Source organism: Parahalioglobus pacificus, assembly GCF_014652275.1.
In the GTDB taxonomy this organism is placed as follows: Bacteria; Pseudomonadota; Gammaproteobacteria; order Pseudomonadales; family Halieaceae; genus Parahalioglobus; species Parahalioglobus pacificus.
The window spans coordinates 887866-900121 of sequence record NZ_BMYM01000002.1; the positions used below are offsets into that span (position 1 = coordinate 887866).

A 12256-nucleotide genomic window follows, 5' to 3' on the forward strand; every position below is an offset into this window, starting at 1 on the left:
CGAATCAGCTTCACTCGGGCGCTCTTAGCGACGCCAGTGCTTCGTAGAGCCAGTCGCGGCTGGGGCGTTCCACACCGTCACAGATCACGCTGTAGGCCTTGCCTGTCCAGGAGCTTTCGCTGGCAAGGCGGTCGATTAACTGCTCCGTGCTGTTTACGTGGCGCTTGCCGCGACGGTACTTGAGTCTTAGGTGATCCGCGGCATCTTCGGCAGAATGCACGCTGCCATTGCGTTGAAACTCGCAACCACTCTGCGCCACCTGTGAGAGCAGGGCTTCAATCTCTGTGCTGCTGTCATCGGCACGCGTTGGTAGCGAGAGGCACAGCAGTGATACCAGCACCATTGTCAGGCAGGTGCAACGCGGGGAAGGCGATTGTAGTGTGGATTTTATGGCCATGTCAGGGTCGCGCTCAGCGGGTTATGGTCGGAACTGTCTACAGCGGTGACCTCGGTATCTTGCACTGAGAGACCGCGAAGATAAATGTGGTCCAGCGGCCAATCCAAAAAGCGTGTTCGCAGGTCTGGCTCGTAGGTGGTGTTGATCAAGCCGTGCTCGGCCATCAGTGCGTCCACCATGTCCTGTCTGTCCTCGCTCCAGGTGTTGAAATCGCCCGCGGCGATTACCGGCCCAGTGTGTGCAGCGATCACGGTGGCAATAGAGTTTAATTGGGCCTCAAATTCTTGAGCACTGAGCTCGAAATTCACAGCATGAATGTTGATTGCCAGCAGCCGGTTTTCGTGTCCCGCCATGGGATGCTCGGTGACGCTGGTGGCTTTAGGCGTACCCAGCCATGGCTCCCAGGCGGTGAGATTGCACAGCAAACTGGGAGAGCTGGTACTGAGGGTGAGGACACCGGTTTCGATATCGTCGGTAGTGTAGCCGGCTGCAAATGCCTGATAGAGCGGTAGCGGAATCTCGCCGGCAATATTGGCCTTCACTGCCGCTTCCTGAATGAACGCGAGTTGAATGTTATCGCTTAACTGCCTCAGATCGCCGGCCCAATCTGTATCACCCGCCTTTTGTATGTTCCAGCTGAGAACCCTCAGTGGCGATTTCAGCAGCACCTGCTCACCGACCAGCGGCTGGCCCAGCGCGGCGGCGCAGCTTTCTGCGTCGCTGGCGGCCTGTGTGGTGGCAGTTGCGAGAAGAGCCAATGCGCAGAGCGGTGTGCGTAGCCCTTGTCGCAGCCCTGAGTGAGGTGAATAGTAGGACACAGCGGCGGTCTATCGACTGAGAGCCCCCAGTGTCGCACCCGGTGGGCTGTGCCGCCAGTGAGTCAGCGCTACAGCTTCTCCAGGTAGGATTGGTACTCGAGCTGAGTAACGCGCCGGCGGAACTCGTCGATTTCCTGTTCTTTGGTGAGGCTGAAGATGCGCTGTAACTCGTCACCCAGCGCGTCGCGAATGAATTCCGACTGCTGGAACAGGCCCAGCGAGTCCTGCATGTAGACCGGCAGTGTGTCCTTTTGCTGTGAGTAGCTGTCCCCGGTCGCCGGTTTACCGGGCGACATTTCCTGTTCAATACCGGCAAGCATGGCAGCTAACAAAACAGCGAACATCAGGTAGGGGTTTGCATCTGCCCCGGCCACCCGATGCTCCAGCCGCCGCGCCGCCGGATTCCCTGCGGGTACCCGGACGGCAACGGTGCGATTTTCGTAACCCCAGCTGGGGCTTGTGGGCGCGTGTGATCCTCGCTGGAAACGTCGGTAGGCGTTATAGCTGGGCGCAAAGATCGCAATGGACTCGGCCATGTGAGATAAGCATCCCGCAATTGCCTGCAGCAGGAAGCTGCTGCCGCGTTCGGTGCCATCGTCGAAGATGTTTTTGCCGGTCTCATCCAACACGCTGCAGTGCACGTGCATGCCGTTGCCCGCTTCTTCCTCGAAGGGCTTGGGCATGAAACTGGCGATCAGCTGGTGTCTGGCAGCCACTCCCTTAATCAGTCGCTTCATCATCATGATCTGCTTGGCGGCCAGCACCGGGCTGTCTACGTGCTGCATGTTGATTTCGTACTGGGAGGGGGCGGACTCCTTAACAACACCGTCGAAGGGCAGGTCCTGCTGTTCACAGGCAACTCGGAGCTCCTCAATCATCTCCTGATGCTGGTTGAGCACGTCCAGACTGTACATATTGCCGCCCACGGGTGTGCCAGCGGCGGGGGAGGGGCAGGTATGGGAGGGGTGCCCGTCTTCCATGGTCACCAGACTGAACTCCAGCTCGGCGGCGACCACCGGTCGCCAGCCACGTTCGGTAAAGCGCGATACCACCTGCTTCAACACGTGACGCGGGTCGCCCATGTAGGGCGTGCCGTCGGCGGCATACATGGACATCATCACCTGGCCATGCTGCCCGTTAGGCGACCAGGGGGTGGGCAGCAATGAGCCTTCAACCGGGCGGCAAATACCGTCGGCATCGCCGGAAGCAAACACCAGTTCTTCAACGTCGCGGCCCCATATGTCGAGGCTGAGCGCTGTTTGGGGGAGTTTCAGTTCGCCGTCAAATATCTTTGCCAGCTTGTGGCGGGGAAGCCACTTGCCGCGCATAACGCCGTTGCAGTCGGGGAGCAGCGCTTCGATCGTCGTGATCTCGGGGTGTGCTCGCAGAAACCAGTCCACTTCCTGGGACATCGGTAGACCATCGTGTATTTCCGGTAAGTGGTCACTATCAATCCAGGGCTGCCGGCTGGCAATGCCCCAGTTAGGGCAGGTAGTACATCCAACTTATTTGTGGCAAGGATGTCTGGCGCTTGCTAAGCCTGTCGCGGGGCCATATACACGCTCAGTGGATCGCCGCCGGCAGCTTCTCCCAGGCAGGACATGGCGTTCAGGAACAGTGAAAAAAGGTCGGTCTGGGAGCTCACGTCCAACTTACGGTAAATACTCTTACGGTGGCGGCGTACGGTTTCCACCGCGATACCCAGGCGATCCGCAGAGGCATCTGTGCTGTAGCCACGCAGCATCAGTTCCAACACACCCTTCTCGCGGGGTGACAGCATGCTCTCACCGAAGGTGTTAAACGCCTGTTCGATCTGCTGTTCTATGCCCGGTTTGATCAGGTGCGTCACTGCGAAATCGTCGTGTTCGGAGTGAGACTTGATCAACTCGACGATGGGGTCGGCCAGTAAATATAGCTTCTCGTACTCCGCTTCGCTGAACTCACCGTGCTGTCTCAAGCGCATCATGCTGATGTTGATCACGTTGCCACTGCGCAGTTTGGAAAGGTACACGGCCTCGTCAACCGTGCCCGTGTCGGCATAGTAATCCGTGTAGTACTGAGACTGCTGTGCGCTGTCAGAGGTGAGTCGCGACAAGCGGTAGATACGTGAGCGCGGTTGATTCATAGAGGCCTGGTAGAACGGATCTTCCCGATACGGCCCCTCCAAATACAGGTCGACCTGCGAGCGCAAGGCATGATCGGGTATCTCGTGATACAGCACCTTGGGTGGTAGGTCGCGGTGGTACAGCCAGATCTGTGGATAGTCGATGGCGACCTGGCCTTTTATGGCCTTCACCAGCTTGGGAAAGAACCGGTCGGTGCCTAGCTCTGCGATAGCCAGCGATATGTCCTTGTTCCATTGGCTCAGCTGCTGGATGTCGGACATGATGTCTCTTCTTTATATTCCCCAGAGTGAGTGTGCGAGGGCCTCTCGCCGAAGTCAACGTGCCAGCCGGTGCAGGGTCGGCAGTCGCCGGGCTATAATCCCGGCCGTTGTACCAGTTGTGAAGACTTATGCCGGCGAGGCGACCCACCACAGACCTCTATAACGACGCGGTGCCGATGGCGTTTACCCGAGCGCTGCTGGTACAGGCGCGCGCGTTCAATCGTGATGTCGATGCGATGCTGCAGCGTGCAAGGTTTCCCTTCGATCCTCTGAGTGGCGAAGCACAGACGGTCTTTGTGTCTCGTGAGCAATACAGCCGGCTGTGCAATGAGCTCTTTCGGGAGTTGGGGGACGAGTCTGGGGGCGTGATGCCCGATGTGCGCACACCCGTGGGCACAACGCGGCTGATAGCTCTATCCATGTTGGGCAGCGGCACGCTGGCTTCGGCAATGCGTCGCGCCATCGAATTCAATGCCTGCTGCCGGGTTCGCCATGGGGCCCAGGTGCACAACCAGTTACGCGTCGATGCCCAGCACAAGGAGGCGACGCTGTCTTACCTGAGCGGTGATGACTCCGCTGAGGCCCAGGCCAGTGTTTTGTGTGGCTTGGCCATGTGGCTGCGCTTTTGTGGCTGGTTGATAGGTCAGAGTATCGACATCACTGAAGCCCAGTGCGCCGGCCCGGAACCTGAATTCATTGCCGGTATTCGTCACTTTTTCCCCTGCCCGGTGAGATTCAACCAGCCGGTGAACGCTGTCGGCTTCAGCGCCCGACACCTTGAGGCTGAGCTAATCAGGGACGAGGCTCAACTCAAGGGCTTTCTGAAGCTGGCGCCCTATCATATTGTGATCGAGCCTCAGGCGAGTGAGCGCAGTGTCACCTTCAGGATTCGTGAAATTCTGGGCGATGATTTTCGCCATGAAATGCCCAGCTTCGAGGAGCTAACCGGTCTGCTGAGTATGTCAGCGCGAACCTTGCGCAGGCGCCTGGAGCGCGAGGGGACTTCCTACCAGCGCATTAAGGATAACGCCCGACGGGATGTCGCGATTTCATTGCTCAGTCGCGATGGTCTTACAGTCAGTGAGGTTGCGGAGCACGTCGGTTTCAGCGATCCCAGCGCCTTCCACCGCTCCTTCAAGAAGTGGACAGGCCAGTCTCCCGGCAGCTACCGCTAGTTTACTCCAGCCACGCCAGCGGCTCAGTGCGCCAATGGTCGCGCCAGGCCCGATAGACCTTGTCGCTGTAGGTGCGCCTGCCGTAGGAACCGTTGTATCGCGCCAGTGCAGGGTGCAGCCGTCCTTTCTCCCGCTGCAGATAGAACTGCAGAATGCGGCAGCCATATTCCAGATTGGTCAGATTGTCGGTCAGGTTGTCATCGGGTCTGCCGATTTCGTCCTTCCAGAAAGGCATCACCTGCATCATGCCCTGAGCACCCACGCGGGAGACAGCAAATCGGTCGAAGTGGCTTTCGACTTCGATCACTGCCAGCACCAACTCCGGGGGCAGTTCGGCGGCTGTCGCTGCGGCGTGGATCTGACGCAGAAGCTGTAATCTCTGCTGAGGGTCGTCGACGAAGCGCGCCAGACGGGAGGACATGTCGACTAGCCACACCTCCGCGTCATAGCGGTCTGTAAAGCTGTCTGCGCCGCTGATGGTGGATTCCAGAAAACTGCGCAGTGCTTCCCGCTCAGCCTCATCGGGTTGGGCGCTGGCGGGTGCCGCCAGCGCGATCAGCAGACCGATGAGTGCAGCAGCGCGCATCACTGTACTTAGGACGCCATACGTTCTTGCAATGCAGCAAGAATGCCTTCGCGGGGTAGCAGCGTGGCTTCATCGTCGCTACGTCCCTTGTACTCGAGTTTATCGTCTGCCAGCGTGCGATCGCCGATGACAATGCGGTGAGGAATTCCCATCAGCTCCATGTCGGCAAACTTCACCCCGGGCCGCTCGTTGCGGTCGTCCATGAGTACGTCGATGCCCGCGGCCACGCAGTCTGCATACAATTCTTCTGCGCAGGCTGCGACGGCTTCCGACTTGTGCATATTTAAGGGGACAATGGCCAACTGGAAAGGCGCCATGGCAGTAGGCCAGGTGATGCCATTATCGTCGTGGTTCTGCTCAATGGCAGCAGCAACGATGCGGCTAACGCCGATGCCGTAGCAGCCCATAAACATGGGAACGTTCTTGCCGTTCTCGTTCAGCACATTGGCCTGCATGGCTTCGCTGTACTTGGTGCCCAACTGGAAGATATGGCCAACCTCAATGCCTCTCTTGATTTGCAGGTTGCCATTGCCGTCCGGGCTGGGGTCGCCCTGAACCACGTTGCGCAGGTCTTCAATGCGGGGCAGCGGCAGATCACGCTCCCAGTTAACGCCGGTGAGGTGAAAACCATCTTTATTGGCGCCGCAAACAAAGTCAGCGAGGACTGCAGCGCTGCGGTCGACAATCACGGGAATAGCGAGTCCCACAGGACCGAGAGAGCCGAAGCCTGCGCCGCAGGTAGCGCGCGCAGCGTCTTCCTCCACCATTGCCAGCGGGCTGGCGATGCCGGCGAGCTTTTCCGCTTTGATCTCATTCAGTTGATGGTCGCCGCGCAACACCAGCGCAACCGGTGAGCCGGTGTCATCGTCGGCCTTTACCAGTAGAGTCTTAACTGTCGTTTCTGCCGGGATAGCGAGGCTGTTGGCAAGCTCGTCAATGGTGTGTACACCGGGCGTTGCCACCTCCGCCATGTCGTCACTCGCTGCTGCGCGAGTATCGCTATGGGGTAACGCTTCGGCCATCTCGACATTGGCAGCATAGCCGCTGCCGTCAGAGAAGGCGATGTCATCCTCACCGGAACCGGCCAGAACATGGAATTCGTGGGAACTGCTGCCACCGATGCTGCCGGTGTCAGCAATCACTGGCCTGAAATCCAGTCCCAGGCGCGTGAAGATAGCCGAATACGCGCCGTGCATAACGTCGTATGTGTCTGCCAATGATGCGGGCGTTTCGTGAAAGCTATACGCATCCTTCATCAGGAACTCGCGTGAACGCATGATGCCGAAGCGCGGGCGAATCTCGTCACGCACCTTTGTTTGTATCTGATAGAGATTAAGAGGGAGCTGCTTATAGCTTTTGATTTCATTGCGCACGAGTTCAGTGACGACTTCCTCATGTGTAGGGCCCAGGCAAAAGTCTCTATCGTGTCGGTCCTTGATGCGCAGCAGTTCAGGGCCGTACTCTTCCCAGCGACCCGATTCCTCCCACAATTCAGCGGGTTGCACTACCGGCATACTGATCTCCTGGGCGCCAGCGCGGTCCATTTCCTCGCGCACAATCGCCTCGACTTTGCGAAGTACGCGCAAGCCCAGGGGTAGCCATGTGTAGAGTCCGGCGGCGAGCTTGCGTATGAGACCGGCGCGCAGCATCAGCTGGTGGCTGATGACTTCGGCGTCGGCGGGAGTTTCCTTTTGGGTGCAAATCAGGAAGTTGCTGGTGCGCATATACAAACCAAAAATCGTGTCGCGAATGAGGGCGCCATTTTACGTGGCTTGGGCAGGGCGGTACAGCAGCCTACCCGGCGTTAGCGCGCTTTAGGGTTTTGCACCACTTTGGATCGTCAAAAAACGCGTTGAGACAGTAAAAATAGGGATTTTTTTCTCACCCCTGTTTGAAAACGCTTGTATTACAGCGTTTCATGCTTTATACCTTGCCGTGAGTCTGGGAAAGTCGCTGTTTTCTGCGGTCGGGGAAGCGGAGAAGTGACCGGCTTAAACGATAAGTCCATTAAAAACTTAGGGAAGGTTTTAACTGACATGGCAACCAAAAAAGCAGCAGCGAAGAAAAAGAAGGCTCCAGCCAAGAAAAAGGTAGCAGCCAAAAAGGCACCCGCTAAGAAAAAAGTAGCGGCCAAAAAGGCACCTGCCAAGAAGGCCCCCGCCAAGAAGAAGGTAGCAGCTAAGAAAGCCGCTCCTGCTAAGAAGGCGACGGCAATCAAAGACAAAATGACCAAGAGTCAGATTCTGGCGAGCATCGCTGACAGCACCGGCCTGAGCAAGAAGCAGGTTGGCGACGTCATGGGTGAGCTGGAAACGCTGATTGAGCGCAGCATCAAGAAGCGCGGCGCTGGCGAGTTCACTCTGCCTGGTCTGATGAAGGTCACCACCGTTAAGAAGCCCGCCAAGAAGGCTCGCAAGGGTATTAATCCCTTCACCGGTGAAGAAACTACCTTCAAGGCCAAGCCTGCCAGCATTGCTGTTAAGGTGCGTCCTCTGAAGAAGATGAAGGAATTCGCCAGCTCTTAAGGCCATTTCCTGGCTCCGTCACCTCAGGTGGCGGAGCTAATCCTACCCCTCGCCATGCACAGACAGGGTGTAAGGTTACCGCTCCCTCAAAATCAGCCAACCCCCGCATTGGCCACACCTGCCCCCTTGGGGTAAAATCCGCGCCTCTTTTTTCACCATCTGACAATGTTGTTGGGTAGTCGTTATGCCTATCTATGAGTATCAGTGCGAGTCTTGCGGCGCCAAGCTGGAAGCCCTGCAAAAAATCAGTGACGAACCGCTGGTGGAATGCCCCCAATGCGGGCAGTCGGCGCTGAAAAAACTGGTGTCCGCCGCCGCATTCCGTCTCAAGGGCGGCGGCTGGTATGAGACCGATTTCAAAACCGGCGACAAGAAAAACCTCGCTGCCGACAAGGCGGATGGTGGTAAAAGCTCAGGCAACAACGACTCCAGTAGCGCAGCCTGAATCGGTCAGCGCACGCCCTCATTACCAACGGAAACCCCATTATGCGCAGTCACTACTGCGGCGATTTGCGAAGCGCCAACATTGATGAAACCGTCACCCTTTGCGGCTGGGTCGATAGACGCAGGGATCACGGCGGCGTGATCTTCCTGGATCTGCGCGATCGCGCCGGCATCGTACAGGTTGTTTTTGACCCGGATACAGAGGAGCACTTCGAGCGCGCGGATAAGGTGCGTAGCGAATATGTGCTAAAGGTCACGGGTCGGGTTCGCGCCCGCAGCGAGGCCACGGTTAATCCTGCGATGGCCACCGGTGAGATCGAGGTGCTGGGCAAGCAGCTGGAGATACTCAATTCTGCCGAGACGCCCCCCTTCCAGTTGGATGAGTACACGGCGGTGGGAGAGGACGTCCGCCTGAAGTACCGCTACATGGACCTGCGTCGCCACGAAATGCAGGAACGCCTGATCATGCGCTCTCGCATTACATCGGCGGTGCGCAACTTCCTCGATGCAGAGGGATTCCTGGATATCGAGACGCCCGTTCTCACCCGCGCTACGCCCGAGGGTGCGCGCGATTACCTGGTGCCCAGTCGCACACACCCCGGTCAGTTCTTCGCACTGCCGCAGTCGCCTCAGCTGTTCAAGCAGCTATTGATGGTGTCTGGCTTCGATCGCTACTACCAGATCGCCCGCTGTTTCCGTGATGAAGACCTGCGCGCAGACAGGCAGCCGGAATTTACCCAGATCGATATCGAAACCGCATTCCTGGATCAGGATGCCATCATGGAGATCACTGAGCGGATGGTGCGCCAGCTGTTTGGCACCGTTCTGGATGTGGACCTCGGCGATATCCCGCACATGACCTACGCCGAAGCGATGGACCGATTTGGCTCAGACCGCCCGGACTTGCGTATTGCGCTGGAGCTGGTGTCGCTGGATGACCTGATGCAACAGGTTGATTTTAAAGTGTTCCGTGGACCGGCTGATGATCTCGCTGGTCGCGTGGCAGCGCTGCGGGTTCCGGGTGGTGCCACCATCAGCCGCAAGGAAATTGACAATTACACCAGCTATGTCAGTGTCTTCGGTGCGCGTGGTCTGGCCTGGATTAAGGTCAATGACCTTGCCGCTGGTGTTGAGGGGCTGCAAAGCCCCATTCTCAAGTTTATGCCCGAAGCTGTGGTCGCCGAGATGATGCAGCGTCTGGGCGCCGCCGATGGTGACATCATCTTCTTCGGCGCTGATAAGGTGAAAGTCGTTAACGAAGCGCTGGGTGCGCTGCGCGTCAAAGTGGCTGAGGACCAGGGCCTGGTTGCCGACGGATGGGCACCTCTTTGGGTCGTCGACTTCCCCATGTTCGAGGAAGATGGAGAGGGCGGATGGACACCGCTGCATCACCCCTTCACCGCGCCTGCGTGCAGCGTGGAGGCGCTGGAAGCCAGCCCGGGTGAAGCACTGTCCAAGGCTTATGACCTGGTGCTTAATGGCACCGAGTTGGGTGGTGGCAGCATCCGCATCCACGACCAATCTATGCAGCAAGCGGTGCTACGCATCCTGGGCATCGATGACGAAGAGGCCAGAGAGAAGTTTGGCTTCCTGCTGGACGCCCTGAAGTACGGCGCACCGCCCCACGGTGGCCTGGCCTTCGGCCTGGACCGCATTGTGATGTTGATGACGGGCGCCCAATCTATTCGGGACGTTATCGCCTTCCCGAAAACGCAGACCGCAGCCTGTGTTATGACCGAGGCACCCAGCGATGTGAGTGCGCGGCAGTTACGCGAGCTGAATATTCGCCTGCGCGAGAAGTCAGCAGACGGCATTGCCTGAGCAATCGGTAACAAGTCAGTAAGGGAGTCGGGATATGGCTGGACACAGTAAATGGGCCAACATCAAGCACCGCAAGGCGGCACAGGATGCCAAGCGGGGCAAAGTCTTTACCAAGCTGATCCGCGAGTTGGTGGTGGCGGCGAAACAGGGTGGGCCTGCTCCCGAAGATAACCCGCGATTACGTGCGGCTGTGGACAAGGCGCTGGGCGCCAATATGACCCGAGACACCATCGACCGTGCTATTGCCCGGGGCGCCGGTACCAACGATGCCGACAACATGGAAGAGATTACCTACGAGGGCTATGGCCCGGGTGGTGTCGCCGTGTTGGTAGAGGCCATGACCGATAATCGCAACCGAACCGTTGCCGAAGTACGCCATGCCTTCAGTAAGCGCGGCGGTAACTTGGGTACCGACGGGTCCGTGGCCTATTTGTTCTCCCGGGTGGGTCAGATCGCCTACGCACCGGGTGCCGATGAAGAGCGCATTATGGATGTGGCGCTGGAGGCGGGTGCCGAAGATATTGAGGGCAACGATGACGGCTCGGTCGATGTCACCACCGCATGGGAGGAGTTTGCGGCAGTAAAGTCCGCGCTGGAAGAGGCGGGTCTTAACCCCGAAGGGGGTGAGGTCACCATGGTCGCCAGCACTACTGTCCCGGTTGATGCCAGCGGGGCCGAGACCATCCTGGGCTTGATTGACGCCCTTGAAGACCTGGATGACGTCCAGAACGTTTACACCAACGTGGAAATCCCTGACGAGGTCCTTGCCAACCTTTAGTCGTTCGCGACTTCATCGACTCAAGCTGCAAGCTGCAAGCTCAACTTCTGCTAGAAATAGCCGCCCCCGGGCCAGCAAATGGCTGACCCCTACTGTAAATTTGTACATAATAATCGGCAGTACTACGGCCACAGGGGCAGGCAGTAGAAAATGGCAGTTATTCTGGGGATTGACCCCGGCTCTCGTAAAACCGGCTTTGGCATCATCAATCAAGTCGGGGCCAAAAGCAGCTACATCACTAGCGGTGTCATCCGCTTGCCCAACGCCGAGTTGCCTGAGCGCCTGGGCATAATCTATGCCTCGGTCACTGAACTGGTGGAATTGCACTGCCCCACAGAGCTCTCCATTGAGCAGGTGTTTATGGCCAAAAGCGCAGGCTCTGCGCTGAAGCTTGGGCAGGCACGCGGTGCCGCCATCGTGGCCTGTGTGGCGCAGGCCATGGCGGTTTCTGAGTACTCCGCACGTCAGATCAAACAGTCGGTTGTGGGGACGGGCGCCGCCGATAAGTCGCAGGTGCAGCACATGGTTAAAACCCTGTTGAATCTGCCCGCTGAGCCGCAGGAGGACGCGGCAGATGCTCTGGCAGCAGCGCTGTGTCATGCTCACACACGCCAAAGTATGGTGCATATGGCTGGCGCAACCTCAGTGCGCCGCAGACGTATTCGTTAGGGGATTACCGGTTTAGATGATTGGCAGAATTCGCGGGCAACTGGTGCACAAGCAGCCACCGGAGATATTGGTTGATGTGGCCGGTGTGGGCTATGAAATACAGGTACCCATGACAACGCTGTTTCAGCTGCCTGAGACTGGCGCTGAGGTCATACTGCTGACGCATTTCGTTGTGCGCGAGGATGCGCAGCAGTTGTTCGGTTTCGCCGAGGAATCTGATCGCACACTGTTCCGTCAACTGATCAAAATCAGCGGCGTGGGCCCGAGGCTGGCACTGACCATTCTGTCGGGCATGGATGCACGCAGCTTCGCGCACACAGTACAAACGGATGATTTGACCGCTCTGGTGGCCTTGCCTGGAGTGGGTAAAAAGACAGCGGAACGCTTGCTGGTGGAAATGCGCGACAAGTTAGGCGACTGGCTGGATGAGGTCTCCGCTGAGCCTGCGTCTGCAACCGAAAAACCGCCCAGAGCCAGCGATCGTGTGGCCGATGCCGAAAGCGCGCTGGTGGCGCTCGGGTATAAACCGGCAGAGGCAAGCCGGATGGTGGCCGCTGTGAATGACGACAGCATTGACGACAGTGAAGAGTTGATTCGCCGCGCATTGAAAGCGGCGGTCAGCGCATGAACAGTGATCGCGCGCGACGCACGGACGGC

13 protein-coding genes are annotated in these 12256 nt (G+C 58.2%); 7 read left to right on the forward strand and 6 right to left on the reverse strand.

Annotated features, from left to right (window positions below; genetic code table 11):
• Positions 1 to 10 precede the first annotated feature (10 nt).
• From IE089_RS12820 to IE089_RS12835, 4 genes are all read right to left on the reverse strand, one after another.
• On the reverse strand, positions 11 to 397 hold the full coding sequence (locus tag IE089_RS12820; RefSeq protein ID WP_189478195.1) for a DUF5329 family protein: 387 nt from the start codon (positions 395 to 397) through the stop codon (positions 11 to 13).
• Positions 388 to 1215, reverse strand: coding sequence for an endonuclease/exonuclease/phosphatase family protein (locus tag IE089_RS12825; protein ID WP_189478196.1), 828 nt, complete (start codon positions 1213 to 1215; stop codon positions 388 to 390). Before IE089_RS12825 ends, IE089_RS12820 begins: the two co-directional genes overlap by 10 nt.
• A gap of 68 nt (positions 1216 to 1283) precedes the next feature.
• Positions 1284 to 2627, reverse strand: coding sequence for a glutamine synthetase family protein (locus tag IE089_RS12830; RefSeq protein WP_189478197.1), 1344 nt, complete (start codon positions 2625 to 2627; stop codon positions 1284 to 1286).
• 122 nt (positions 2628 to 2749) lie between these two features.
• Complete coding sequence (locus tag IE089_RS12835) at positions 2750 to 3601, reverse strand: helix-turn-helix transcriptional regulator (protein ID WP_189478198.1); 852 nt, start codon at positions 3599 to 3601, stop codon at positions 2750 to 2752.
• Positions 3602 to 3729: 128 nt separating this feature from the next.
• On the opposite strand from IE089_RS12835, the gene IE089_RS12840 reads away from it, so the two are divergent.
• Positions 3730 to 4776: an AraC family transcriptional regulator gene (locus tag IE089_RS12840; protein WP_189478199.1), complete on the forward strand. Its 1047-nt coding sequence runs from the start codon at positions 3730 to 3732 to the stop codon at positions 4774 to 4776.
• A gap of 1 nt (position 4777) precedes the next feature.
• Here the strand turns inward: IE089_RS12840 and IE089_RS12845 are convergent, their stop codons facing one another.
• Both IE089_RS12845 and IE089_RS12850 read right to left on the reverse strand, forming a co-directional pair.
• Positions 4778 to 5362 (reverse strand): lytic transglycosylase domain-containing protein, encoded by a 585-nt coding sequence (locus IE089_RS12845; RefSeq protein WP_189478200.1) that lies wholly within the window; start codon positions 5360 to 5362, stop codon positions 4778 to 4780.
• 8 nt (positions 5363 to 5370) lie between these two features.
• Entirely contained in the window at positions 5371 to 7086 is a 1716-nt protein-coding gene (locus IE089_RS12850; protein ID WP_189478201.1) for a proline--tRNA ligase, read from the reverse strand.
• Positions 7087 to 7398: 312 nt separating this feature from the next.
• Between IE089_RS12850 and IE089_RS12855 the strand changes: the two genes are divergently transcribed.
• From IE089_RS12855 to ruvA, 6 genes are all read left to right on the forward strand, one after another.
• Positions 7399 to 7887, forward strand: a complete 489-nt coding sequence (locus IE089_RS12855) for an HU family DNA-binding protein (RefSeq protein WP_189478353.1) — start codon at positions 7399 to 7401, stop codon at positions 7885 to 7887.
• A gap of 184 nt (positions 7888 to 8071) precedes the next feature.
• Positions 8072 to 8332 (forward strand): FmdB family zinc ribbon protein, encoded by a 261-nt coding sequence (locus tag IE089_RS12860; RefSeq protein WP_189478202.1) that lies wholly within the window; start codon positions 8072 to 8074, stop codon positions 8330 to 8332.
• Positions 8333 to 8373: 41 nt separating this feature from the next.
• Positions 8374 to 10152 carry an aspartate--tRNA ligase gene (gene aspS, locus IE089_RS12865; protein WP_189478203.1) on the forward strand — a complete coding sequence of 593 codons (1779 nt, stop codon included), beginning with the start codon at positions 8374 to 8376 and terminating at the stop codon, positions 10150 to 10152.
• Between the two features lie 34 nt (positions 10153 to 10186).
• A complete protein-coding gene (locus IE089_RS12870; protein ID WP_189478204.1) occupies positions 10187 to 10930 on the forward strand; it encodes a YebC/PmpR family DNA-binding transcriptional regulator in 744 nt (247 codons plus the stop codon).
• A gap of 150 nt (positions 10931 to 11080) precedes the next feature.
• On the forward strand, positions 11081 to 11599 hold the full coding sequence (gene ruvC / locus IE089_RS12875) for a crossover junction endodeoxyribonuclease RuvC (RefSeq protein WP_189478205.1): 519 nt from the start codon (positions 11081 to 11083) through the stop codon (positions 11597 to 11599).
• A gap of 16 nt (positions 11600 to 11615) precedes the next feature.
• Positions 11616 to 12227, forward strand: coding sequence for a Holliday junction branch migration protein RuvA (gene ruvA, locus IE089_RS12880; protein ID WP_189478206.1), 612 nt, complete (start codon positions 11616 to 11618; stop codon positions 12225 to 12227).
• Positions 12228 to 12256 lie beyond the last annotated feature (29 nt).